Origin of the sequence: Microbacterium oryzae (assembly GCF_030406385.1) — a bacterium.
Classification (GTDB): Bacteria; Actinomycetota; Actinomycetes; order Actinomycetales; family Microbacteriaceae; genus Microbacterium; species Microbacterium oryzae_A.
Map to the genome: position 1 here is coordinate 191,370 of NZ_JAUEPM010000006.1, position 22,855 is coordinate 214,224.

The 22,855-nt window shown below is 71.0% G+C and carries 20 protein-coding genes; 14 read left to right on the forward strand and 6 right to left on the reverse strand.

Going from position 1 to position 22,855, the window contains the following annotated elements; all coding sequences use genetic code 11:
• Positions 1 to 36: 36 nt before the first annotated feature.
• Positions 37 to 930 (reverse strand): phosphoribosylaminoimidazolesuccinocarboxamide synthase, encoded by an 894-nt coding sequence (locus QWJ90_RS10845; RefSeq protein ID WP_290107840.1) that lies wholly within the window; start codon positions 928 to 930, stop codon positions 37 to 39.
• A gap of 131 nt (positions 931 to 1,061) precedes the next feature.
• Here QWJ90_RS10845 and QWJ90_RS10850 point away from each other — a divergent pair, with 131 nt between their 5' ends.
• A complete protein-coding gene (locus tag QWJ90_RS10850; RefSeq protein ID WP_290107841.1) occupies positions 1,062 to 2,909 on the forward strand; it encodes a DEAD/DEAH box helicase in 1,848 nt (615 codons plus the stop codon).
• Between the two features lie 79 nt (positions 2,910 to 2,988).
• Positions 2,989 to 4,071 (forward strand): DUF998 domain-containing protein, encoded by a 1,083-nt coding sequence (locus QWJ90_RS10855; RefSeq protein WP_290107842.1) that lies wholly within the window; start codon positions 2,989 to 2,991, stop codon positions 4,069 to 4,071.
• On the opposite strand, the gene purD is transcribed toward QWJ90_RS10855, so the two are convergent.
• Positions 4,056 to 5,324 carry a phosphoribosylamine--glycine ligase gene (gene purD / locus QWJ90_RS10860; protein WP_290107843.1) on the reverse strand — a complete coding sequence of 423 codons (1,269 nt, stop codon included), beginning with the start codon at positions 5,322 to 5,324 and terminating at the stop codon, positions 4,056 to 4,058. The two genes, QWJ90_RS10855 and purD, sit on opposite strands and share 16 nt — an antisense overlap.
• A 63-nt stretch (positions 5,325 to 5,387) precedes the next feature.
• Between purD and QWJ90_RS10865 the strand changes: the two genes are divergently transcribed.
• The 4 genes from QWJ90_RS10865 to purF all read left to right on the forward strand — a co-directional run bounded on the left by QWJ90_RS10865 (position 5,388) and on the right by purF (position 8,796).
• Entirely contained in the window at positions 5,388 to 5,756 is a 369-nt protein-coding gene (locus QWJ90_RS10865) for a sterol carrier family protein (RefSeq protein WP_290107844.1), read from the forward strand.
• Positions 5,757 to 5,818: 62 nt separating this feature from the next.
• Positions 5,819 to 6,142 carry a potassium transporter Trk gene (locus tag QWJ90_RS10870; RefSeq protein WP_290107845.1) on the forward strand — a complete coding sequence of 108 codons (324 nt, stop codon included), beginning with the start codon at positions 5,819 to 5,821 and terminating at the stop codon, positions 6,140 to 6,142.
• Between the two features lie 35 nt (positions 6,143 to 6,177).
• A complete protein-coding gene (gene purM / locus QWJ90_RS10875) occupies positions 6,178 to 7,317 on the forward strand; it encodes a phosphoribosylformylglycinamidine cyclo-ligase (protein WP_290107847.1) in 1,140 nt (379 codons plus the stop codon).
• Positions 7,318 to 7,323: 6 nt separating this feature from the next.
• Positions 7,324 to 8,796, forward strand: a complete 1,473-nt coding sequence (gene purF, locus QWJ90_RS10880) for an amidophosphoribosyltransferase (RefSeq protein WP_290107849.1) — start codon at positions 7,324 to 7,326, stop codon at positions 8,794 to 8,796.
• A gap of 9 nt (positions 8,797 to 8,805) precedes the next feature.
• Here the strand turns inward: purF and QWJ90_RS10885 are convergent, their stop codons facing one another.
• Both QWJ90_RS10885 and QWJ90_RS10890 read right to left on the reverse strand, forming a co-directional pair.
• On the reverse strand, positions 8,806 to 9,381 hold the full coding sequence (locus tag QWJ90_RS10885; protein ID WP_290107851.1) for an HdeD family acid-resistance protein: 576 nt from the start codon (positions 9,379 to 9,381) through the stop codon (positions 8,806 to 8,808).
• A gap of 113 nt (positions 9,382 to 9,494) precedes the next feature.
• Positions 9,495 to 10,253 carry a MerR family transcriptional regulator gene (locus QWJ90_RS10890; RefSeq protein ID WP_290107852.1) on the reverse strand — a complete coding sequence of 253 codons (759 nt, stop codon included), beginning with the start codon at positions 10,251 to 10,253 and terminating at the stop codon, positions 9,495 to 9,497.
• Between the two features lie 173 nt (positions 10,254 to 10,426).
• Here QWJ90_RS10890 and QWJ90_RS10895 point away from each other — a divergent pair, with 173 nt between their 5' ends.
• Positions 10,427 to 11,329: a DUF4097 family beta strand repeat-containing protein gene (locus QWJ90_RS10895; protein WP_290107853.1), complete on the forward strand. Its 903-nt coding sequence runs from the start codon at positions 10,427 to 10,429 to the stop codon at positions 11,327 to 11,329.
• Positions 11,329 to 11,937 carry a PadR family transcriptional regulator gene (locus QWJ90_RS10900; protein ID WP_290107854.1) on the forward strand — a complete coding sequence of 203 codons (609 nt, stop codon included), beginning with the start codon at positions 11,329 to 11,331 and terminating at the stop codon, positions 11,935 to 11,937. Before QWJ90_RS10895 ends, QWJ90_RS10900 begins: the two co-directional genes overlap by 1 nt.
• A gap of 11 nt (positions 11,938 to 11,948) precedes the next feature.
• Here the strand turns inward: QWJ90_RS10900 and QWJ90_RS10905 are convergent, their stop codons facing one another.
• Positions 11,949 to 12,500 carry a universal stress protein gene (locus tag QWJ90_RS10905; RefSeq protein WP_290107855.1) on the reverse strand — a complete coding sequence of 184 codons (552 nt, stop codon included), beginning with the start codon at positions 12,498 to 12,500 and terminating at the stop codon, positions 11,949 to 11,951.
• Positions 12,501 to 12,655: 155 nt separating this feature from the next.
• On the opposite strand from QWJ90_RS10905, the gene QWJ90_RS10910 reads away from it, so the two are divergent.
• The 5 genes from QWJ90_RS10910 (at position 12,656) to QWJ90_RS10930 (ending at position 19,533) form a co-directional block, all read left to right on the forward strand.
• Positions 12,656 to 12,844: a DUF3073 domain-containing protein gene (locus QWJ90_RS10910; protein WP_156242374.1), complete on the forward strand. Its 189-nt coding sequence runs from the start codon at positions 12,656 to 12,658 to the stop codon at positions 12,842 to 12,844.
• Between the two features lie 77 nt (positions 12,845 to 12,921).
• The gene (locus QWJ90_RS10915; protein ID WP_290107858.1) at positions 12,922 to 13,317 is read left to right on the forward strand and encodes a fluoride efflux transporter FluC; all 396 of its coding nucleotides are present in this window, start codon (positions 12,922 to 12,924) and stop codon (positions 13,315 to 13,317) included.
• On the forward strand, positions 13,314 to 13,676 hold the full coding sequence (locus QWJ90_RS10920; RefSeq protein WP_290107859.1) for a fluoride efflux transporter FluC: 363 nt from the start codon (positions 13,314 to 13,316) through the stop codon (positions 13,674 to 13,676). The genes QWJ90_RS10915 and QWJ90_RS10920 overlap by 4 nt, the downstream gene beginning before the upstream one ends.
• Positions 13,677 to 13,796: 120 nt before the next feature.
• The gene (locus QWJ90_RS10925) at positions 13,797 to 17,018 is read left to right on the forward strand and encodes an efflux RND transporter permease subunit (RefSeq protein WP_290107860.1); all 3,222 of its coding nucleotides are present in this window, start codon (positions 13,797 to 13,799) and stop codon (positions 17,016 to 17,018) included.
• A 457-nt stretch (positions 17,019 to 17,475) separates the two neighbouring features.
• On the forward strand, positions 17,476 to 19,533 hold the full coding sequence (locus tag QWJ90_RS10930) for a DEAD/DEAH box helicase (protein ID WP_290107861.1): 2,058 nt from the start codon (positions 17,476 to 17,478) through the stop codon (positions 19,531 to 19,533).
• A gap of 76 nt (positions 19,534 to 19,609) precedes the next feature.
• On the opposite strand, the gene QWJ90_RS10935 is transcribed toward QWJ90_RS10930, so the two are convergent.
• Positions 19,610 to 21,820: an MMPL family transporter gene (locus QWJ90_RS10935; RefSeq protein ID WP_290107862.1), complete on the reverse strand. Its 2,211-nt coding sequence runs from the start codon at positions 21,818 to 21,820 to the stop codon at positions 19,610 to 19,612.
• Positions 21,821 to 21,938: 118 nt separating this feature from the next.
• On the opposite strand from QWJ90_RS10935, the gene QWJ90_RS10940 reads away from it, so the two are divergent.
• The gene (locus QWJ90_RS10940) at positions 21,939 to 22,853 is read left to right on the forward strand and encodes an aldose 1-epimerase family protein (protein WP_290107863.1); all 915 of its coding nucleotides are present in this window, start codon (positions 21,939 to 21,941) and stop codon (positions 22,851 to 22,853) included.
• Positions 22,854 to 22,855 lie beyond the last annotated feature (2 nt).

Below are 22,855 nucleotides of genomic sequence, written 5' to 3' on the forward strand. Positions count from 1 at the left end.
ATGCGGCCCCCGGAGAACGGTAGCGCGTCAGGGGCGTCAGACGGTCATGCGCTCGAGCAGCTCGCGGTAGCGCGCCACGGTCTTCTCGACGATCTCGCTCGGCAGTGCGGGCGGCTCGCCCTGCTTGTCCCAATGGGCCACAAGCCAGTCGCGCACGATCTGCTTGTCGAAGCTCGCCATGCGCTCGGCGGGCGTGGAGCCGGCGTGCCACGCCGCGGCATCCCAGTAGCGCGACGAGTCGCTCGTGAGCACCTCGTCGGCGAGGCGGAGGACACCCGCGTCGTCCACTCCGAACTCGAACTTGGTGTCGGCGAGGATCAGCCCCTTCGCCTCCGCCGCCGCTGCGGCACGACGGTAGATCTCCAGCGACCGGTCGCGCAGCTGGGCGGCGCGCTCGGGGCCGACGAGCTCGACCGTCTTCTCGTAGGAGATGTTCTCGTCGTGCTCGCCCAGCGGCGCCTTGTACGCGGGGGTGTAGACGGGCTCGGGGAGGCGGTCGCCGTTCTGCAGGCCCTCGGGGAGCGGAATGCCGCACACGGTCCCCTCCGCCTGGTACTCGGCCCATCCGGATCCCGTGATGTAGCCGCGCACGACGCATTCCACGGGAAGCATGTCCAGCGAGCGGACCACCATGGCGCGTCCGGCGACGGCGTCCGGCACCGGCTCGGAGGCCAGGTGGTTGGGAACGGGCTCCGCGCCGTCGGCTCCCGCGAGCTGGTCGAACCACCAGAGGCTGAGGGTGGTGAGGAGCTCGCCCTTGCCGGGGATCCCGGGGGAGAGAACGAAGTCGAACGCGCTCACGCGGTCGCTCGCCACGACGAGCATGCGCTCGGGCTGCGCGCCCTCCGCGGTGTCGGCCGGGACGTACAGGTCGCGGACCTTCCCGGAGTAGACGTGCTTCCAGCCGGGGATCTCGAGGGCGTCGCTCACGCCACCATCATCGCAGGTGACGCCCCGGCCATCCGTCGTGATCTGCCGCGGGGGAGCGCCGGACATGGCAGTTCGCCGCTGATCCGCCTCAGGGCTCGGTGGAAACGGCTCGCGCGGCATACCGTGGAGGTATGGCATCAAGTGATACGTCCGACGCGCCCATCGAGGCCGAGGGAGAGACCACTCCCACCTTCGCCGACCTCGGACTCGGCGATGCCGTCCTGAAGGCGCTCAAGGACGTCGGGTACGAGACCCCGTCCGCGATCCAGGCCCAGACCATCCCGCTGCTTCTCGGCGGACGCGACGTCCTCGGCGTCGCGCAGACGGGCACCGGCAAGACGGCCGCGTTCGCGCTGCCGATCCTCGACCAGCTCGACACGACGCAGAAGGCTCCGCAGGCGCTCGTGCTCGCGCCGACTCGCGAACTCGCGCTGCAGGTGTGCGAGGCGTTCGAGAAGTACGCCGCTCGCATGCGCGGCGTCCACGTGCTGCCGGTCTACGGCGGTCAGGGCTACGGCACGCAGCTCTCCGCGCTGCGCCGCGGTGTGAACATCGTCGTCGGCACCCCGGGCCGGATCATGGACCACCTCGACAAGGGCACGCTCGACCTCTCCGAGCTGCGCTTCCTCGTGCTCGACGAGGCCGACGAGATGCTCAAGATGGGCTTCGCGGAGGACGTCGAGACGATCCTCGCCGACACCCCGTCGGACAAGCAGACCGCGCTCTTCTCGGCGACCATGCCCGCGCAGATCCGCCGGATCTCGCAGCAGCACCTGAACGACCCCGAAGAGATCACGGTCAAGAGCAAGACGACGACATCGGCGAACATCAGCCAGCGCTACCTGATGGTGTCGTACCCGCAGAAGGTCGACGCCCTCACGCGCATCCTCGAGGTCGAGAACTTCGACGGGATGATCGTCTTCGTCCGCACGAAGAGCGAGACCGAGACCCTCGCCGAGAAGCTGCGTGCCCGCGGCTACACGGCGGCCGCCATCAGCGGCGACATCGCCCAGGCTCAGCGCGAGCGCGCCGTCGAGCAGCTGAAGTCCGGCAAGCTCGACATCCTCGTGGCGACGGATGTCGCCGCGCGCGGTCTCGACGTCGACCGCATCACGCACGTCGTCAACTACGACATCCCGATCGACCCGGAGTCGTACGTGCACCGCATCGGGCGCACCGGCCGCGCCGGGCGCACGGGCGACGCCATCAGCTTCGTCACGCCGCGTGAGCGCCGCCTGCTCGGCGCGATCGAGCGCGCGACGCGTCAACCGCTCACGGAGATGCGGATCCCGACCGTCGAGGACGTCAACTCCACCCGTCTGACGCGCTTCGACGACGCCATCACCGCGGCGCTCGGCGATCAGGAGCGCCTGGCGGCGTTCCGCGAGATCATCGCGCACTACGTGGAGCACCACGACGTGGTCGAAGCCGACGTCGCGGCCGCGCTCGCGATCGTGTCTCAGGGTGAGACGCCCCTCCTGCTGCCGCCGGACCCGCCCCGCCGCGAGCGTCCGCAGCGTGAGGACCGCGAGCGCCGCGACGACGATCGCGGCGAGCGTCGTCCCCGCAACGGCGCCCAGCTCTCGCCGTACCGCATCGAGGTCGGCCGCCGGCAGCGCGTCGAGCCGCGCCAGATCGTGGGCGCGCTCGCGAACGAGGGCGGGCTGAGCCGGGATGACTTCGGCCGCATCGACATCCGCCCGGACTTCTCGATCGTCGAGCTTCCCGCCGACCTGCCGCGCGAGACGCTCGACCGGCTCGCCGCCACCCGCATCGCCGGCCAGGCCATCGAGCTGAAGCCGGACCCCCGTCCCTTCCGCAGCACCGGCGGACCCCGCGGCGGCGGGCGCTTCCGTGACGACCGCCCGGCGCGCGGCGGCTTCCGGGGCGACGACCGCGGCGGTGACCGGGGTGACCGAGGCGGCTACGGCGGATCGCGCGACGGCGGCGACCGGGGCCCGCGCAAGCCGCGTCACTGAGCGGCCCGCAGAGCGCGTCCATCGCATCCCGATGGGCGCGCTCTGCGGCAACGTCGTGCCCTCGTGCTTCCATGGTGTCGTGGACGACGATGACGACCTCCGGCGCGAGAGCGCGGTGGTCGCCGCGGGATGGCTCTGCTTCGTCGTCGGAACGGCCCTCGGCACGCTCGTGCTGTGGGGCGTGGCGCGACCGCTCGCCGGTCAGGGATCCATCGGGATCCCGGCGGCCGTCGTCGTCGGCATCGTGGCCGCGGGGTCCTTCGCAGTCGGCTCTGTGCGTCACCGGCGCGACGACACCGCGGGGATGCCCGTCTGGCAGGCGATCGTCGTCCGCGTCTCGGACGCGGCGGTCGCGCTGGCCGTCGCCGGGGTGAGCGGGCTCGCGGTGCTGTGCGCGGGCGAGGTGCTCGCCGTGGGGCTCGACGGTCTGGAGGTCTCGCCGCTGGGCGGCGGGCTGCTGGCCGGCGTCGCCTCTGCCGCGGCGGGCGGCTTCGCCTACGGACTGGGGATGCGGCTGCGCACGCGCGAGCTCGTCACCTTGCTGTTCGCGTTCCTCATCGCCGGAACCCTGTTCTCGATGCTCACGGCCGCCGATCCGCGCTGGTGGGAGCGGAACTTCTCACAGCTCGGCGCGGGTGGCGCGACCGCATGGGCCTTCAACGGCACCCTCGTCGTGGGCGGGCTCCTCCTCGCGACCGTCGGCTCGTACGTCGGCCGTGACCTGCATCGGATCCTCGGGGACGAGGCCCTCGACCGCATCGGCCGCGTCGTCGCGATCTTCGCCCTGGCAGGCGCCGCTCTGGCCGCCGTCGGCCTGATGCCGCTTCACCGCGCCCCGCTCGCGCACAACGTCGCGGCGTTCCTGCTGCTGGCGCTCCTCGCCGTGCTCGCGGTCGACACGACCGCCGTCGTCCCCGGTCCGCCGCGGGTGCTGATGCTCACCACGATCGGCGTGGGGGTCGGGCTCGTCGTCGCGGTGCTGCTGTGGCGGCCGCTGGCGGTCTACTCGGCTGCCGCCCTCGAGGCGGTGGCGGTGGGGCTCGTCTTCGTGTGGCTCACCACGCTCATGCGCACGCTCGCGGCCCTCGCGCCCGACCAGCCACGGCCATCCGCTCGCCTCCGGCTGCGCGCGCGAACCGTCGGGGGCTACTCGGCGACGTGAGCGGCGATGTCGGAGCGGTGGTGTGCGCCCTCGAGAGAGATCTCCGCGATGCCGCGGTAGGCGCGCTCGCGTGCTTCGCGGAAGTCAGAGCCGCGTGCGACGACGTTGAGCACACGCCCTCCGGTGGCCAGGAGGGCCCCGTCGGATGCCTTCGTCGCCGCATGCACGATGTGGACGCCCTCGATGGCCTCGGCCGCGTCGATCCCGGTGATGGGACGCCCGGTGACGGGAGCCTCCGGGTAGCCCTCGCTCGCCACGACCACGGTGACGGCCACCTCGTCGGAGAACTGCGGAGCGGGCTCGTCCTCGAGAGTTCCGGTGGCGGCGGCGAGCAGTACGCGCGACAGCGGTGTGATGAGCCGGGGGAGGACGACCTGTGTCTCCGGGTCGCCGAAGCGCGCGTTGAACTCGATGACCCGGACGCCCGCGTCCGTGAGGATGAGGCCGGCGTACAGGAGGCCGATGAAGGGAGTCCCTTCCTCGTCGAGACGGCGGATGACGGGCAGCGCCACCTCGTCGGTCACCTGCTGCACGAACGAGGCCTCGTCGCCGAACCGCTCGGTCAGCCATGGCAGCGGCGAGTACGCCCCCATGCCGCCGGTATTCGGGCCCTCGTCGCCGTCGAGCGCCCGCTTGAAGTCCTGCGCGGGGCTGAGAGCGCGGACGGTGTCGCCGTCGCTGACGAAGAAGAGCGAGACCTCGGGGCCGGAGAGGAACTCCTCCACCAGCACGGGGCCGGTCGGGAGGTACTGCGCGGCGTGATCGAGGGCGGCCTGGCGATCGGAGGTGACGATGACGCCCTTGCCCGCGGCGAGGCCGTCCGCCTTCACCACGTGCGGCGCGCCGTACGCGTCGAGCGCGCCCGCCACCTCCTCGAGGGTGCGCGCGTGCACGGCGCGGCCGGTCGGCACTTCGGCGTCCTCCATGATCCGCTTGGCGAAGGCCTTCGAGCCCTCCAGCGCGGCGGCGGCGCGCCCCGGCCCGAAGACGGGGATGCCGTGCTCTCGCAGCACGTCTGCGACTCCTGCGACGAGGGGCGCCTCGGGGCCCACCACGACGAGGTTCACGCCGCTCTCGTTCGCGAACGAGGTCACGGCGGCGCCGTCGAGCATGTCGACGTCGACGATCTGCGCGTCGCGGGCGATGCCGGCGTTGCCCGGAGCGGCCAGCAGCTCGTGGCCCGCGTCCTCCGACTTCAGGGCGAGGATGATGGCGTGCTCGCGTGCGCCGGAGCCGAGAACGAGGATCTTCACGCGTCAGAGCCTACCGACGGGTCTCCGGGCGGGGAAACGACCTGCGGCTCGTAGGCTGGGCGGATGGCGCGGAGGATCGAGACGAGGGACGGCCGGGCAGCCATCGGGGCGGTCGCCGATGCTGTCGGTCGCGAGGCGAGACCCGCCCGAACGGACCTCGCCACGGCCGTTCGATACCTGCTGCAGCTCCTCGAGGAGCGCGCTCCCGGCGGCAGCGTCGAGGTGCGCGTGCCGCCGTTCGGGGCGGTGCAGGTGATCGAGGGGCCGCGGCACACGCGGGGCACCCCACCCAACGTCGTCGAGCTCGATCCGCTCACGTGGATCGCGGTGGCCACCGGCGAGCGGGTGTGGCGGGATGAGGCCGTGGCGGGGCGCATCTCCGTGTCGGGGACCCGCGCCGACATCTCCGCACTGCTGCCCGTCCTCTACTGAGAAGGGTGGCGGAGCCCTCCCGGTGGGAGACGGTTCCCAGGATGGCGGTGGACAATAGCAGCATGTCCGAGATCCCCGCAGCGCGCCGTGACGCCGATGTGGCGAACGTGCGCCGCGCCCCGAAGTACAGCGTCTTCGCGGGGCTCGGAGCGGCGGTCGGCATCCTGGCCGCGCTCATCCTCTCGACCGTCTTCGACGGCAGCGGCGAGGCCAGCCCCTTCACCAAGGTGATGTACTCGCCTTCGCAGGCGTTCGGCTTCATCATGCTGTGGTGCGTGCCCGCCGGCGTCCTGCTCGGGATGCTCGTCGCGCTCGTCCTCGACTGGACGATCGGGCGCCGCACGCGCGAGGTGCGCGTCGCGCACGAGCAGGTCGACGAAGCCTGAATCCCGGTACAGGGAGCGGCCGCTATCCTTGTCCGGTGGTCTTCGATCCCACCGCAGCTGCGGCTGAATCCCCGTCATCTACTTACGCCCAGGCCGGCGTCGACACGGCTGCCGGCGACCTCGCCGTCGAGCTCATGAAGTCGTCGGTGCGCGCGACGCACGGCCCCGAGGTCCTCGGCGGCGTCGGCGGCTTCGCCGGGCTCTTCGACGCGACCGCGCTGCGCGACTTCCGCCGTCCGCTGCTCGCGACGAGCACCGACGGCGTCGGCACCAAGGTCGCGATCGCGCAGGCGATCGACAAGCACGACACCATCGGGCAGGACCTCGTCGGCATGGTCGTCGACGACATCGTCGTGGTCGGCGCCCGACCGCTGTTCATGACCGACTACATCGCGTGCGGCAAGGTCGTGCCACAGCGCATCGCCGACATCGTGCGCGGCATCGCCGACGCCTGCGCCGCGACGGGCACGGCCCTCGTCGGCGGCGAGACGGCCGAGCACCCCGGGCTCCTCGGCGTCGACGACTACGACGTGGCGGGCGCCGCGACGGGCATCGTCGAGGCCGACCGCGTGCTGGGCGCCGAGCGCGTGCAGGACGGCGACGTCGTCCTCGCGCTCGCCTCCAGCGGCCTGCACTCCAACGGGTACTCGCTCGTGCGCCACATCCTCAACGGCGCCGGCATCGGCTACGGCGACCGCTCGGACGATCTCGGCGCGACCTGGGGCGAGGCGCTCCTCGAGCCGACGCGTCTGTACACCTCGCCGCTGCTGCGTCTCATCGACGCGCTCGGTGACGACGTGCACTCCCTCAGCCACGTGACAGGCGGCGGCATCGCCGCCAACCTGGCGCGCGTGCTTCCGCGGAACGTGTGGTCGGAGGTCGACCGAGCGACGTGGTCGCCCTCTCCGGTCTTCCGGGTGCTGAACGACATCGCCGGCACGCGGCTCGAGTCCAGCGAGGGCACGTGGAACCTCGGCGTCGGCTTCCTCGCGGTCATCGCACCGCAGCGGCTGGACGCGGCGGTCTCCGAGCTCGCCGCCGACGGCATCCACGCCTGGCAGGTCGGGTCCGTGCACACGGGAGCTCGACCCGACGGCGAGTTTGAACAGGGCGCCAAGGGCGTCGACGGCGGCGCCGTGCGACTGGTCGGCGCGTACGCGGACGGAGCGAAGTAACCCCCTATGTGCGGCATCGTCGGAGTGGTCGGGCGCGGCCCGGTCAACCAGGACATCTACGACGCGCTTCTCCTGCTGCAGCACCGCGGCCAGGACGCCACGGGCATCGCGACCGCCGAGCCGAACGGCGTCATGCACGTGAGCAAGGCGCGCGGGATGGTCCGCGAGGGGTTCCGCACCCGCGACATGCGCGCGCTGCTGGGCAACGTCGGGCTCGGTCACGTGCGCTACGCGACGAAGGGCACCGCCTCCAGCGAGGAGGAGGCCCAGCCGTTCTACGTGAACGCACCATACGGACTCATCCTCATCCACAACGGCAATCTGACGAACACGCGCGAGCTGACCGCCGACATGGCCCAGCGTGATCGTCGCCACCTCAACTCCTCCAGCGACACCGAGCTGCTCCTCAACGTCCTCGCGAACGAGCTGCAGGCGACGACCTCGCCGGTCGACCTCGAGCCCGAGCGCATCTTCGAGGCGGTCTCGCGCACGCACCGTCGCATCGAGGGAGCCTACTCGGTCATCTCCGTCATCGCCGGCTACGGACTCCTCGCGTTCCGCGACCCGTTCGGCATCCGCCCCCTCATCCTCGGCCGCCGGACGGCCGAGGACGGCGGCGACGAGTGGGTCGTCGCGAGCGAGTCGCTCGTGCTCGAGAACGCCGACTACGAGGTCGTCCGCGATGTCGAGCCCGGCGAGGCGGTCTTCATCACCACCGAGGGCGAGCTGTTCTCCAAGCAGTGTGCGGACGACCCGCAGCTGAAGCCGTGCTCGTTCGAGTACGTGTACCTCGCTCGCCCCGACTCGATCATGAACGGCATCTCCGTCTACGAGGCGCGGCTGCGCATGGGTGCGAAGCTCGCGGCGACGATCGCGCAGCACGTGCCGATGGACGAGATCGACGTCGTCATGCCCATCCCGGACTCGTCTCGGCCCGCCGCGATGGAGGTCGCGCGGGTGCTCGGCATCGAGTACCGCGAAGGCTTCTACAAGAACCACTACATCGGCCGGACGTTCATCATGCCCGGGCAGGCCGTGCGCAGGAAGAGCGTGCGCCAGAAGCTCAACGCGATGTCGAGCGAGTTCCGCGGCAAGAACGTGCTCCTCATCGACGACTCCATCGTCCGGGGCACCACGAGCAAGCAGATCATCCAGATGGCGCGCGACGCCGGCGCCCGTTCGGTGACCTTCGCGTCGGCGGCCCCGCCCGTGCGCTATCCGCACGTCTACGGGATCAACATGCCCTCGAGCAAGGAGCTCGTCGCGCACGATCGGACGATCCCCGAGATCGCCGAGGTGCTGGGCTGCGATCACCTCGTGTTCCAGGAGGTCGACGACCTCAAAGCCGCGATCCTCGAGGGCAGCACCGAGGGTCAGGTGCTCGACGACCTCGACATGAGCTGCTTCGACGGCCGCTACGTCACGGGAACCGTCAGCGAGGAGTACCTCGCGTGGGTGGAGCAGACGCAGGGGTCCTGATCGCCTGAGTCAGCGCTCGAGCGTCGCGGCGCGGACGATCTGGATGACGCCGAACACCAGCAGCGACGCCCCGATGAACAGCCAGAGCCACAGCGCGGTCAACAGCGGCGAGAGCAGCACGACGACGCCCGCGAGGATGCTCACGATCGCGAATGCGATCGTCCAGCCGCGCGAGCGCCGCACCGGGGTGAAGGGGTCCTTCGGGCCACCCAGGGCGAGCAGCGACAGGAGCCCGTCGAGGATCCACGCGATGCCGAGGAACGTCGACACGACCACGGCCAGCAGCACGGTCGTCGACGGCAGGTTCGCGAACGCGACGATCGAGGCGACCACGAAGAGGACGCCCAGCAGCGCGAGACCCGCGCGGAGCCATCCGCTCAGCCCTCGGGAGACCGTCGCCAGCGCGATGTCGATCACCCCGGCCACCATCGCGTAGATCGCGATGAGCACGGTGATCACCAGGGCCGACTTCAGGGGCCACACGAGGATGACGAGTCCCGCGACGAGCGAGACGACGCCCGTGACGATCGCGATCGTGCGCAGCGTGCGAGCGATGCCGATGGGGCGGTGCGTGGTGTCCGTCACGGTTCCTCCTGAGTCGGGCGCGTGCCCCCGACGCTAGCGGAGCGCCGCCGTCCCGCGTAAGGCCCCGAGAGGCGCACCGAGAGAACCCGGCGAACCGAGAACCGGGGAGGGCGTCACAGGCGCGCCTCGGCGTACGCCCGCAGCGCGTCGCGCACGAACGCCGCGCCCTCGACCCCGCCGTAGTTCGTCGCGAAGCGCTCGTCGGAGACGTACATCTCGCCGAGCCCCACCACGTAGCCGCGCAGGTCGCCCTCCGGGTCGGCCGCGGGCGTACCCGGGATGCTCTGCAGCCACGCCACGTGACGCGCGGCCAGCTCCTGCGCGGCGTCGGACGCCGGATCGACTTCGGCGCTCGCCGCGGCGATCCAGTCGGCGCCGAGCTGCGCCGACCGCTGCCGCCAGGCCTTCCGCTCCTCCGCGCTCATCCCGCGCCACCAGGCGTCGCCCATCGCGTAGGCATCCTGACCCCAGCGCCGCTCGACCTCCTCGCGGTGCTGCGTGTGGTCGAATCCGTCGAACATGTCCTCTGCCATGATCTCTCCACCCTCCTTCAGGGTTCTGATGGTGGCCGTCACCGAGCGGATCTGCCGCTCCAGCCGACCTCTCTCCTTCTCCAGCCATGCCAGATGCGTCTCGAGTGCGGCGACCGGGCTGGTCTCCCGCGCCAGCACCTCGGCGATCTGCGGCAGTCCGAGCCCGAGCTCGCGCAGCAGCAGGATGCGCTGCAGGCGCACGAGCGCCTCCTCGTCGTACCGCCGGTAGCCGTTGTGCCCGATGCGGGATGGTGGCAGCAGGCCGATCGCGCCGTAGTGACGCAGGGCGCGGCTCGTCGTGCCCGTCAGCCGCGCGACCTCCTGGATCGTCCACTCCATCGCCGACTCCCCTCTGCTGACCGGATGCGGACGAGGCTACGGGTTGACGCAGCGTCAAGGTCAAGGCGTCTTAGCACTCAGTCCTGTTGCGTCTCGAGATATATCGTGTTCTACTTCTCGCAACGAGATATATCTCGATTCGGATGGCGCTGGTCGCCGAACAGGAGCAGATCATGGCAGACGAGAAATGGGTCATCCACCCGGGTGAGACCCGCACGATCGACGTCGACGGCGTCCGTCGCCTCAAGGTGGGGCTGATCGGCGGACAGGTCGACATCATCGGCCACGACGAGCCGCACGCGCGCATCGAGGTGCACGGCGTCACCATCAAGGACCTGCGGGTGGAGCTCGACGGCGACGAGCTGGAGATCGACCACCCGCAGCTGCGCTGGGACAACTTCCTCGAGGTCTTCCGCAACTTCGGCGCCGGCGGACCGCGCGCAGAGATCAGCGTCGCGGTGCCCCGTGCGGTCGCGCTGACCCTCGGCGTCGTGAGCGCGGGAGCGCTCGTGGCCGGGCTCGAGCGCACTGCGCGCATCAACACCGTCTCCGGTGACGTCCTCGTCGACGGCCTGCGGGGCGACCTCGGCGTCAACGCCGTCTCCGGCGACGTGCAGGCGCGCGAGATGACCGGCGCCTTCTCCGCCAACACGGTGTCGGGAGACGTGGCGGTATCCGGCGCGCTCACGCGGGTCGACGTGGACTCCGTCTCGGGGTCGACCTTCGTCGACGCGCATGGCCCCGTCGAACGCATCTCCGCGAAGGGCGTGAGCGGCACGGTGACACTGCGCCTCGACGCCGGATACCCCGCGAACTACGTGGCGCGGTCGGCCAGCGGACGCATCCGCGTCGACGGCGTCGCCTACACCTCGTCCGGTCCGGCGACCTACACCGCCTCGGTCGGCGAGCTCTCCAGCCGGTTCGTCGACGTGCGTGTGAACACCGTCGCCGGCGACATCACCGTGGTGCGGCGCGAGAGCGATGAGAACGCGCCCGCGGCCGACGGGCAGGCCGATGCGGCGGATGGCCAGACGCAGTGGCCGGGACAGGCGACGACCGAGGGGGAGGGGCTCTGATGCCTCCCGTCTTCTCGCACGGCGACCTGCGGCTCTACCTCCTGAGCCTGCTCGATGAGACGCCGCGCCACGGGTACGACATCATGCAGGCGTTCGCCGAGCGCACCGGCGGCACCTACACCCCGAGTGCGGGCACGGTCTACCCGCGCCTCGCGAAGCTGGAGGAGGAGGGCCTCGTGACGAAGACCGCGGATGGCCGCAAGACCGTCTACGCGATCACCGACGCCGGCCGCGCCGAGGTGCGCTCGCGCGCGGAGGAGCTCGGCGGCATCCAGGAGGGTCTCGCCGACTCGGTGCGGATCATCGCGGACGGGGTCCGCAGCAGCGTGAGCGAGGCGATGAAGAGCCTTCGTGCGGATCTCGCTGCCGCCGCCGATGCGACGACCGAGACCGCGCGCCCTCATCGCGCCGACGACCCCCGTGTGCGCGCGCGAGAGCAGCTGCAACGCGCCGAGGTGGCCGTGGGTGAGTTCCGCGGGCGGGTGCGGGCCGATCTGCGCACGCACGTCGCCCGCGGCGGCGAGCTCGCGCCATCCGTCGTCGACGACCTCGCGCGAGCTCTCGAGGACGCGGCGGCGACCGTCGAGCGGGCGCTCGGCGGCCGCTGAGGCCGCGGGCGCTACCCCTCGATGGGCCAGTCCTCGTCGTCGGAGATCGGCTCGCCGACGGGCACCACGAGGATGCTGCGGTGCTGACGGTGCGACAGGCGGGCGGCGACCGATCCCGTGAAGAACTCGCGGATCGAGTCGCCGATGCCGCGCTTGCGCGTGCCGACGACGATGAGACGGGCGTCGATCTTGTCGGCGAAGTGCTTGAGTGCGAGAGCGGGGTCGCCGACGAGCTGCCGCACCGACCACTGCACGTCCTTGCCGGTGAGGTGCTCCTCGGCGGCACGGGTGACGGCCTCGAGCTCCTCGGCGCCCGCGTCGATATGGATGTCCACGGGGGCGGTCTGCACGAATCCGTCCGGGTCCTCGTACGTCACGAAGCGGGTGACGTCGACGTGCACCACGACGAGCGGCGCGCGCAGCAGCGCGGCGTACCGCGCGGCCTCCTTGACGACGCGCGGGGCCTGTCCCGGGATGGCGGCGACGATCACCGCCCCGTGCAGGGAAGCGTCGGCCGCGGTGTCGCGGGTCTCATCGACGGGGAAGACCTCGTTGTCGCTCATGGGCGCGTCCTCTCTCGAACCGCAGCCCGGCCGGCGTGCGAGGGCCGCGTGGTACCCTGGACTCTACTCTTTCCCGGCATCAGCCGGCTGTCGGAAGTTACGCACGCGGGCCGGCGCAGAAGCCCGGTGCGGATCAACATAAGGGGGTCTCGCGCATGGGGCGTGGCCGTCAGAAGGCGAAGCACACAAAGCTCGCCCGTGAACTCAAGTCGTTCAGCCCGAGCGTCGACTATCGGGCGCTGGAGCGTGAACTGGCGCACCCGGACGATGACCCGTACGTCGACCGCTGGGCGGATGACTACAAAGACGAAGACGAAGACGAAGACGAACTCGAGAAGGCGTAGCCCTCTCGGGCAACGGATATCGGAAGTCGCCGCGGAGCACTCTCCGCGGCGACTTGCTGTGCGCGGAGGCTGACGCCATGCGCCCGGCGATTCCATGGGGGCTCCTTCCGCTCGTCTGCGTGGGCGGCGCGGTCGGGGTCACCGCCCGCCACCTGCTGACCCTGCTCGCGGGCGAGGGAGCAATGGTGCCCGTCATCGCTCTCATCAACGTCACCGGGTCGCTGCTGCTCGGCGTGGTCGCCGGCGCGTGCGGCGCGCGGCACGCGCGGTGGCGTGCCTTCCTCGGCACCGGCATGCTGGGCGGCTTCACCACCTACAGCGCTTTCGCCGTGCAGGTCGCCGAGGCCCTTCGCGGGCCGCAGCCACTGGCGGCGGTCGCCGCTGCGCTGGCGCTGCTGGCGGTGGCGGTCGTCGCGGCAGCGGTCGGTCTGGCCATCGGGCTCCGCATCGCGGGGCGGGAGACGCGCCGGTGATCGTCGTCGCTCTCGTCGCCGCGGGCGGCGGCGTCGGTGCGGGCCTCCGGTGGCTCGCCGACGTGCTGCTCTCGCGGGTCGTCCCGCGGGGCTTCCCCTGGGCCATCCTCGCGGTGAACGTGACCGGGTCCTTCGCGCTGGGCGCTCTGACCGGGGCGTCGCTCGGATGGCCCTGGCTCACGGTTCTCGGGACGGGCCTCCTCGGCGGCTACACGACCTTCAGCACCGTCTCCCTCGACACCGCCGCCTTCTGGCGCGAGGGCCAGGTGACGAAGGCGCTGCTCGACGTGGGCGGCACCTTCGCGCTGTGCGCGCTGGCCGCTCTCGCGGGTCTCGGTCTCGGCGCTCTGGCCGCCTGAGGATCCTCCCGTGGGGGGAGACCGAGCCATGCGCGGCGGTGAAACAATGAGAGCTCGGATACAGGACCGTATCGAACGGTCCCGACCGCTCCGCCTGGCCATACCGAACGAGAGAGCCCCGTGTCGAAGCTCGCCGTCCTCAGTCTGAAGAACCGGGCGCTCATCGCCCTCATCACCATCTGCGCGGCCGTCTTCGGCGGCCTCTCGCTGACGAGCCTCAAGCAGGAGCTCATCCCGTCGATCGAGCTGCCCGCCCTCGTCGTCATGACGACGTACCCCGGCGCGTCGCCGACGGTGGTGGAGGCCGACGTGTCGACGCCGATCGAGACGGCGGTGCAGGGGGTCGAGGGGCTCGAGTCCACGACCGCGACCTCGACGACGAACGCCTCCATCGTGCAGGCGACGTTCGAGTACGGGTCGAACCTCGCGACCGCCGAGCAGAAGATGCAGCAGGCGATCAACCGCATCGCGTCGCAGCTGCCGGAGTCGGTCGAGCCGCAGGTGCTGTCGGTGAGCATCGACGACCTGCCGGTGATCCAGGTCGCCGTATCGGGCCTCGGCGAGGACGAGACCGGCCGCTCGCAGCTCGAGGACATCGCGGTGCCCGCGATCGAGGACGTCGACGGAGTCGGATCCGCCGAGATCGTCGGCGGGACGGGCCAGCGGATCACCGTCACGCCTGACGCGCAGGCGCTCGCCGAGAACGGGCTCACGCAGCAGGCGATCGCCGACGCCCTCGAGCAGAACGGCAACCTCTTCCCGGGCGGTGACATCACGGAGGACGGCCGCACCCTCACCGTGCAGACGGGCGAGAAGATCGCCGACATCGGCGCCCTGCGGGCGCTGCCGCTGGCCACGGACGCCGCCCCGGCGCTGGATCCGGCGACGGGCCAGGCCGTCCCGCGCCCCGTGCTCACGATCGACGACGTCGCCGACGTCGAGCAGACCGACGACCCGACCGAGTCGATCTCCCGCGTCAACGGCGAGGACGCCGTCTCCCTCTCGATCACGAAGCTGCCGGCGGCCAACACGGTCGAGGTCTCCGACGGCGTGCAGAGCGTCATCGACGACCTGCGCGAGACGCTGCCTGACGCCGAGTTCACGATCGTCTTCGATCAGGCCCCCTTCATCGTCGAGTCCATCGACACGCTCGCGACCGAGGGACTGCTCGGCCTCGTGTTCGCCGTGCTCGTCATCCTCGTGTTCCTGCTGTCCATCCGCTCGACCATCGTCACCGCCATCTCCATCCCCACCAGCGTGCTCATCACGTTCATCGGGATGCAGGCGTCGGGCTACTCGCTCAATCTGCTGACCCTCGGGGCGCTGACGATCTCGATCGGCCGCGTCGTGGACGACTCGATCGTCGTGATCGAGAACATCAAGCGGCACTACGTCGGCGGCGCCGACAAGGGCGACGCCATCCGCCTGGCCGTGCGCGAGGTGGCCGGCGCGGTCACCGCCTCGACCATCACGACCGTCGCCGTGTTCCTCCCGATCGTCTTCGTGGGCGACATGGTCGGTGAGCTGTTCCGACCGTTCGCGTTGACCGTCACGATCGCGATGGCCGCCTCGCTGCTCGTCGCGCTCACGATCGTGCCCGTGCTGGCCTACTGGTTCATGCGCCCGGGCAAGCCCCTGCTCGACGCGAACGGCGAGCCGATCGACCCCGAGCACCCCGACGCGCCGCCCACGCGGCTGCAGGGGGCCTACCTTCCGATCCTCGGATGGACGCTGCGGCACTCCGCCGTGACGCTCGTCCTCGCGGTCGTCGTCCTCGTCGGCACGATCGCCCTCGCCCCCCTGATGAAGGTCAACTTCCTCGGCGACACGGGGCAGAACACGATGTCGGTGTCGCAGGACCTGGGCAACACCGCGAGCCTCGAGGCGAAGGACGACGCCGCGCGGAAGGTCGAGGACGTGCTCGTCGACCTCGACGGCATCGAGACCGTGCAGGCGTCCATCGGCTCGAGCGGCTCCGCCCTCGGCGACGCCTTCTCGGGCGGTGCCGGTGTCACCTACTCGATCACCACCGAGGACGGCGTCGACCAGGAGGCTCTGCGAGCCGAGGTGCAGGACGCGCTCGGTGAGCTCGATGACGCGGGGGAGCTGACCGTGGCGGCGGCTGCCGGGTTCGGGTCGTCCGACATCGAGGTCACCGTCGATGCGCCGAGTTCCGACGCGCTCACCCAGGCCACCAAGGCTCTGGTCGCCGAGCTCGACGGGCGCGAGGGCATCGGCGACGTGACCGACGACCTCGCCGCGTCGCTGCCCTACATCGCCGTGGAGGTCGACCGCGGCGCGGCGGCCGAGGCGGGTCTCTCGGAGGCGGCGGTCGGCTCGATCGTCTCGGGCACGATGCAGCCGCAGCAGGCCGGCACCGTCGAGTTCGACGACACCGCGCTCACGGTGTACATCGCCGTGTCCGACCCGCCCGCGACCGTCAGCGAGCTGCGCGACCTGGCCATCCCCACGGCCGGCGGTACGGTGCCGCTGAGCGACCTCGCGACGATCGAGGAGAGCGAGGGCCCGGCGTCGATCACCACGGTCGGCGGACGCCGCACCGCGACGATCACCGTGCCGCCGACGGTCGACAACCTCGCCGTCGCCACCGCGTCGGTGAGCGCGGCGATCGATGCCGCCGAGCTCCCGGATGGCGCCACCGCATCGGTGGGCGGCGTCGCCGAGCAGCAGGCGGACTCGTTCAGCCAGCTGGGCCTCGCGATGCTCGCGGCCATCCTCATCGTGTACGTCGTGATGGTCGCGACCTTCAAGTCGCTGCGCCAGCCGCTGCTGCTGCTGGTGTCCGTGCCGTTCGCGGCGACCGGCGCCATCCTGCTGCAGATCGTGACCGGGGTGCCGCTCGGCGTCGCATCGCTGATCGGCGTGCTCATGCTCATCGGCATCGTCGTCACGAACGCGATCGTGCTCGTGGACCTCGTGAACCAGTACCGCGAGCGCGGGCTCTCCGCGCACGACGCCACGCTCGCGGGAGCGTCGATGCGTCTGCGGCCGATCCTCATGACCGCGCTCGCCACGATCTTCGCGCTCACTCCGATGGGGCTCGGCATCACGGGTCATGGCGGCTTCATCTCGCAGCCGCTCGCGATCGTCGTGATCGGCGGTCTCGTGTCGTCGACGCTGCTGACCCTCATCGTGCTGCCCACGCTCTACAACCTCGTCGAGGGCGCCCGCGAGCGTCGCGCTGCCAAGCGCGCCGACCGGGACGTGCGTGGCACGAGCGACGGCGGCTCGGATGGCGATGAGCCCGCGTCCGCGGCGGGCGGGCTTCCGGCGGCCGCGCTTCCGGCGGCCGCGCCGCTGCGGCGGCGTCGCCGGAGGTAGGTCGACGGTTCCGGATCTCGGATGGCCGGGGTGGGTGTGCGCGTGTCAGTCGCACGGGGCGACTCCCGCATCAGCGATCCGAGATCCGGAACCTCGCGGTGGGGAAGCACGTCGAGAGCACGTCTCGGGTCTCGGATGGCCGGGGGCGGTGTGCGCGTGTCCGTCACGCGGGGCGACTCCCGCACCAGGCCTCCGAGATCCGGCGCGCGGCGACGGCCAGCCGGCGGGGATGGCCTGCCCGGGGCTTTCCCAGACGCCTCCAGTAGCGTTGATCGGTCGGCTTCGGACACCGCGCAGAGCGCGGACGTTTTGGCAGGTGTGAGTCCAGGGGCCGATGGTGAGCGTCGATCGACGCGCATGAACCATCACATGAATGGCCCCCGGCTCCCGACAGTCCGGGTCTGCTCGCGCGTGTGCGCTCGAGCGCTGTTCTCGTGAGAGAACCCGAAGGAACACCATGCCCAAGAGCAAGAAGCCGGCCGGCGGGCGCCCCGCCCAGAACTTCGACCCCCGCTACGCGAAGAAGAAGCCCGGCGGCCCCTTCCGCGGCAACGAGGGCGGCCCCCGCGGCCCGCGTCGTGACGATGCCCGCCCGGCGCGCGATGGAGACCGCTTCGAGCGCAGCTCCGGTCCGCGCGGCGGGGGCGGCGGCTACGCCCCGCGTCGCGAGGGCGGCTTCGCGCCGCGCGACGACCGTCGTCCCTCATATGGCGACCGTCCGGCTCGTGACGACCGTCGTCCCTCGTATGGCGACCGTCCCGCTCGTGACGACCGTCCGGCTCGTGACGACCGTCGCCCGTCGTACGGTGACCGCGGCGCTCGCGACAGCGGCCGTCCGTCGTATGGCGACCGTCCGGCTCGTGACGACCGTCGCCCGTCGTACGGTGACCGCGGCGCTCGTGACAACGGCCGTCCTTCGTATGGCGACCGTCCGGCTCGTGACGACCGTCGCCCGTCGTACGGCGACCGTCCGGCTCGTGACAGCGGCCGTCCGTCGTACGGTGACCGCGGCGCCCGTGACAACGGCCGCCCCTCGTACGGCGACCGTCCGGCTCGTGACGACCGTCGCCCCTCGTACGGTGACCGCGGCGCCCGTGACAACGGCCGCCCGTCGTACAACGACCGTTCGGCTCGTGACGACCGTCGGCCCTCGGCCGGTGGCGCTCGCGACGCGCGCAGCACTCAGCGTCCGCGCTTCGAGCGCGATGAGCGCCCGGCCCGCTTCCAGCGCGACGAGCGTCCCGCGCGCTCGGTCGCCGAGGAGCAGCAGATCGACACCGTGCACGAGCGCCTCGAGGCGCAGGCCGTGCAGGCGGTCGACTCCGAGGTGACGTTCGCCGATCTGGGCCTGGGCGAGAACATCGTCCGCGTGCTGGACGAGCTCGGTGCGGCGAAGCCGTTCCCGATCCAGGCCGCCACCATCGCCCCGATCATCGCGGGTCGTGACGTCCTCGCTCGCGGCCGCACCGGCTCGGGCAAGACCATCGCCTTCGGCGCCCCGCTCGTCGAGCGCGTGCTCCGGTCCAAGGCCGGTCAGAAGCGCGAGTTCGGTCGGGCCCCCGTCGCCCTCATCATGGCGCCGACGCGCGAGCTCGCTCTGCAGATCGACCGCACCGTGCAGCCCATCGCGCGCAGCGTCGGCCTGTTCACCACGCAGATCTACGGCGGCGTTCCCCAGGGGCGCCAGGTCGGTGCGCTGAAGAAGGGCGTCGACATCATCATCGGCACCCCCGGCCGCATCGAGGACCTCGTCGACCAGGGCAAGCTCGATCTGTCGCAGATCATCGTGTCGGTCCTCGACGAGGCCGACCACATGTGCGAGCTCGGGTTCCTCGAGCCCGTGCAGCGCATCCTGCGCCACACCTCGAAGGGCGGCCAGAAGCTCCTCTTCTCCGCGACGCTCGACCGCGAGGTCGCCGCGCTCGTGGACGAGTTCCTCGTCGAGCCGGCCGTCTACGAGGTCGCGAACGAGACGCAGGACTCCGGCACCATCGATCACCGCGTGCTCGTCATCGACCAGCGCAGCAAGGGCGAGGTGCTCGACACCCTCGTCGACCGCGAGGGCAAGACGCTCGTCTTCTCCCGCACCCGCGCCTACGCCGAGCAGCTGGCCGAGCAGTTCGAGGACGCCGGCTTCACCGCCGTCGCGCTCCACGGCGACCTGAACCAGGCCAAGCGCACGCGCAACATCGAGAAGTTCGCGAAGGGCCGCGCTCAGGTGCTGGTCGCCACGGACGTCGCCGCGCGCGGCATCCACGTCGACGACGTCGACCTCGTGGTGCAGGCCGACGCGCCCACCGAGTACAAGACGTACCTGCACCGCTCCGGTCGCACCGGCCGCGCCGGCCGCTCTGGCCGCGTCGTCACGCTCATCACGCGCATGCGCCAGCGTCGCATGGCAGAGCTCCTCGAGCGCGCCGAGATCGACGCGCCGTTCGACCAGGTGCGCCCCGGCGACGACCTGATCGCCGAGCTCGCCGGCTCCGCGCCGACGGCGGCCGAGCTGACCGCGTAAGCAGAGCGCTCCCGACAGAACGGCCCCGTGCCATCCATCGCGGATGGCACGGGGCCGTTCTCGTTCTGAGCCCCGGTCAGCGCTCGCCGCGAGCGAGCCGCGACGGCCACCAGATGGCACGCCCGATGTCGTACGACAGAGCGGGAACCAGCAGCGACCTCACGATGAACGTGTCGAGCAGCACGCCGAAGGCGACGATGAACGCGAGCTGCACGAGGAACAGCACCGGGATCACCGACAGCGCCGTGAACGTCGCCGCCAGCACGAGCCCCGCCGACGTGATGACGCCGCCCGTGATGGCCAGACCGCGGAGGACCCCGTCGCGCGTGCCGTGTGCGAGCGACTCCTCTCGCACGCGCGTCATGAGGAAGATGTTGTAGTCGATCCCGAGGGCCACGAGGAACACGAACCCGTACAGCGGTACCGCGGGATCCGCGCCCGGGAAGCCGAGGACCTCGTTGAAGACGAGAGCCGAGACGCCCATCGCCGTGCCGAACGACAGCACGGTCGTGATGATGAGCAGCACCGGTGCGAGGATCGACCGCAGCAGCAGCATGAGGATCACGAGGATCACCGCGAGGATCACCGGGATGATGAGGTTCCGGTCGTGGATCGACGCGTCGTTCGTGTCCACGTCGGTCGCCGTCACGCCGCCGACGAGGGCGTCGGGGATGGCCTCGGCCAGTTCCTCGCGAAGGTCGCGGACGGTCTCCTCGCCGGCCGCCGAGTCCGCGGCATCCGCGACCGTTCCCTGCACCAGCACATCGCCATCCGCGACCGTCGGCTCGGGCGCCGGCGTGCCCGGAGGGCCGAAGGCGGTGATCCCGTCCGCTGTCACCGCGGCGCTGCCGCTGTCGGTGTCCGCCGAGACCGCGACGCCGTCGACGCCGTCGTTCGCGAGGAGCACATCCGCTGCCTCCTGCAGATCGGCCTCAGGCACGACGACATACACGGGGCTGCCCGATCCGCCGGCGAAGTGCTCACCGAGCACGGCCTGCCCGTCGCGCGCCTCGGAGTCGCCGAGCACGAGGTCGGACTGCGAGACTCCCGACGCCTGGAACTGCGTGAAGCCGAGCGAGCCGACGGCGAGGACCAGGGTGGTGACGATCCAGATGAGGCGCGGGCGACGGTGCACGAGCCCCGCCACGCGTGCCCAGAGGCCCCGAGAGGGCACCCCCGCTGCCTCCGCCATCGGATCGAATGCGGGCCGCCGTGGCCAGAAGGCCGCGCGGCCGAAGGCGTAGAGAAGTGCGGGGAGGAGCGTCAGGGCCGACAGCATCGCGAAGACGATGCCGATCGCGGCGACCGGGCCCAGGGTGCTGTTCGACTTCAAGTCGCTCAGGAGCAGGCAGAGGAGGCCGGCGATCACGGTGCCGCCCGACGCGAGGATCGGCTCGAACGAGCCCCGCAGGGCGGTGAGCGCGGCGTTCCACTTGCTCTCCTGGTGGATCAGCTCGTCCCGATAGCGCGAGACGTACAGCAGCGAGTAGTCGGTGGCCGCGCCGATGACGAGGATGAAGAGGATGCCCTGGGTCTGTCCGCTGAGCAGCAGGATGCCCGCCTTCGCCAGCCACCAGACCGTGAGCAGCGCGACGCACAGCGCGAACAGGCTCGTCGAGAGCACGGCCACCGGCAGCAGCAGCGATCGGTAGACGATCACGAGGATGACGAGCACGGCGAGCAGGGCGACGAGCAGGAGGACGCCGTCGATGCCGGCGAACGCGCCGACCAGGTCGTTCGAGAACCCAGCCGGCCCGGTGATGTGCACGTCGAGTCCGGACGGCAGCCCGTCGCGCAGGGTGTCGCCCAGTGCGGCAACGGCGTCGGCCAGCTCCGCATCGGAGGAGATCGGAACGAACGCTTGGATGGCCAGGTCGTCTTCCGAGGGGATGGCCGGGGAGATCTCGTCGATCCCCGCGAGGTCGGCTGCCGCCGCCAGCCGCTCGTCGACTGCGGCGCGGTCATCGTCCGACAGCGTCTCGGCCGACGAGAACACGACCACGGCGGGGATAGCGTCGCCATCCGTGAAGTCCGACAAGCGCTTCTGAACCGCCGTCGCGTCGGCGCTCTCCGGGAGGTAGGTCGTCTGGTCGTTCGACGACACCTCGTCGACCTTGCCGAAGTAGGGCCCGCCGATGGAGGCCGCCGTCAGCCACACGAGGATGAGGAGAGCGGGGAGCAGGATGCGCAGCCATCGTGGCGTTCGCGCGACGACTCGCCTCTCCGGTCGCACCGTCTGCACGCGGGGCGCCTCCGGAAGGTCGTCGGTCCTGCGGCGTTCCGCCATGCCTGCTCCTCGTCGATCAATGTCTCTAGCTAAGCTAGCAAATAGAAAGGCTTCCATGTGCGCGGCGGGCGATACTGAGGCCGTAGACCGGACGAGCGAAGCGGCAGAGAGGGCGATGATGCGGATCGATCCCACGGGTGAGCAGGTTCTTCTTCGAGCGGAGGGCGGCCGTGGCGAGGTGACCGCCCAGATCGCGCAGGTGGGCGCGTCGCTGCGCGCGCTCACGGTGGGCGGAGTAGACCTCGTCGCTCGCTACCCGAAAGGATCCCGGACGCCGTCGGCGTCCGGGATCGTCCTCGTTCCGTGGCCCAATCGCATCCGCGACGGCCGGTGGACGCAGCGCGGACGCACCGAGCAGCTGGCGATCTCCGAGCCGAAGTACGGCAACGCCAGCCATGGCCTGCTCCGGTACGCGCCGTACGGCATCGAGGCGGCGGGTGCGGAGGCGACGCTCTCCGCAGTGATCCACCCGCAGACGGGCTATCCCTTCACTCTCTCGACGAGCGTGACCTATGCGCTCGTCGAGGACGGCATCGAGGTCACCCACCGCATCGTCAATGCGGGCGCGGAGGACGCCCCCGTCGCCGTGGGCGCCCATCCGTTCTTCTGCATCGGCGATGTCGATGTCGCCGATCTCACGATCACCGCGCCCGGCGCCATCTGGTTCGAGACAGACGAGCGCATGCTCCCCGTCGCCGAGCACGAGGTGGATGCGTCGACCGATCTCCGCTCAGGGGTGCGCCTGGGCGATGTCTCCCTCGACCGCGCGTACGGCGGGCTCGCCCGCGATGGCGACGGGCTGGCGCGGACCGTTCTCGCCGCTCCCGATGGAAGGACCCTCACCGTCTGGCAGGACGAGAGCTTCGAGTTCGGCGTCGTCTTCACGACCACGCAGTATCCGGGTCGCGACCTGGCCGTGGCGGTCGAGCCCATGACCGCTCCGGCCGACGCCTTCAACTCCGGTCGGGGCCTCCGCTGGCTGGCGCCCGACGAGGAATGGGTGCTGCGCTGGGGGGTCTCCTACTCGGGCTGAGC

Bases quoted from the DNA above. Each gene is read 5' to 3' on its own strand.
- QWJ90_RS10850 (WP_290107841.1), top strand. From the start codon at position 1,062: ATGGCATCAAGTGATACGTCCGACGCGCCCATCGAGGCCGAGGGAGAG.
- QWJ90_RS10865 (WP_290107844.1), top strand. From the start codon at position 5,388: ATGGCGCGGAGGATCGAGACGAGGGACGGCCGGGCAGCCATCGGGGCG.
- QWJ90_RS10870 (WP_290107845.1), top strand. From the start codon at position 5,819: ATGTCCGAGATCCCCGCAGCGCGCCGTGACGCCGATGTGGCGAACGTG.
- purF (WP_290107849.1), top strand. From the start codon at position 7,324: ATGTGCGGCATCGTCGGAGTGGTCGGGCGCGGCCCGGTCAACCAGGAC.
- QWJ90_RS10890 (WP_290107852.1), bottom strand. From the start codon at position 10,253: ATGGAGTGGACGATCCAGGAGGTCGCGCGGCTGACGGGCACGACGAGC.
- QWJ90_RS10895 (WP_290107853.1), top strand. From the start codon at position 10,427: ATGGCAGACGAGAAATGGGTCATCCACCCGGGTGAGACCCGCACGATC.
- QWJ90_RS10900 (WP_290107854.1), top strand. From the start codon at position 11,329: ATGCCTCCCGTCTTCTCGCACGGCGACCTGCGGCTCTACCTCCTGAGC.
- QWJ90_RS10905 (WP_290107855.1), bottom strand. From the start codon at position 12,500: ATGAGCGACAACGAGGTCTTCCCCGTCGATGAGACCCGCGACACCGCG.
- QWJ90_RS10910 (WP_156242374.1), top strand. From the start codon at position 12,656: ATGGGGCGTGGCCGTCAGAAGGCGAAGCACACAAAGCTCGCCCGTGAA.
- QWJ90_RS10915 (WP_290107858.1), top strand. From the start codon at position 12,922: ATGCGCCCGGCGATTCCATGGGGGCTCCTTCCGCTCGTCTGCGTGGGC.
- QWJ90_RS10930 (WP_290107861.1), top strand. From the start codon at position 17,476: ATGCCCAAGAGCAAGAAGCCGGCCGGCGGGCGCCCCGCCCAGAACTTC.
- QWJ90_RS10935 (WP_290107862.1), bottom strand. From the start codon at position 21,820: ATGGCGGAACGCCGCAGGACCGACGACCTTCCGGAGGCGCCCCGCGTG.
- QWJ90_RS10940 (WP_290107863.1), top strand. From the start codon at position 21,939: ATGCGGATCGATCCCACGGGTGAGCAGGTTCTTCTTCGAGCGGAGGGC.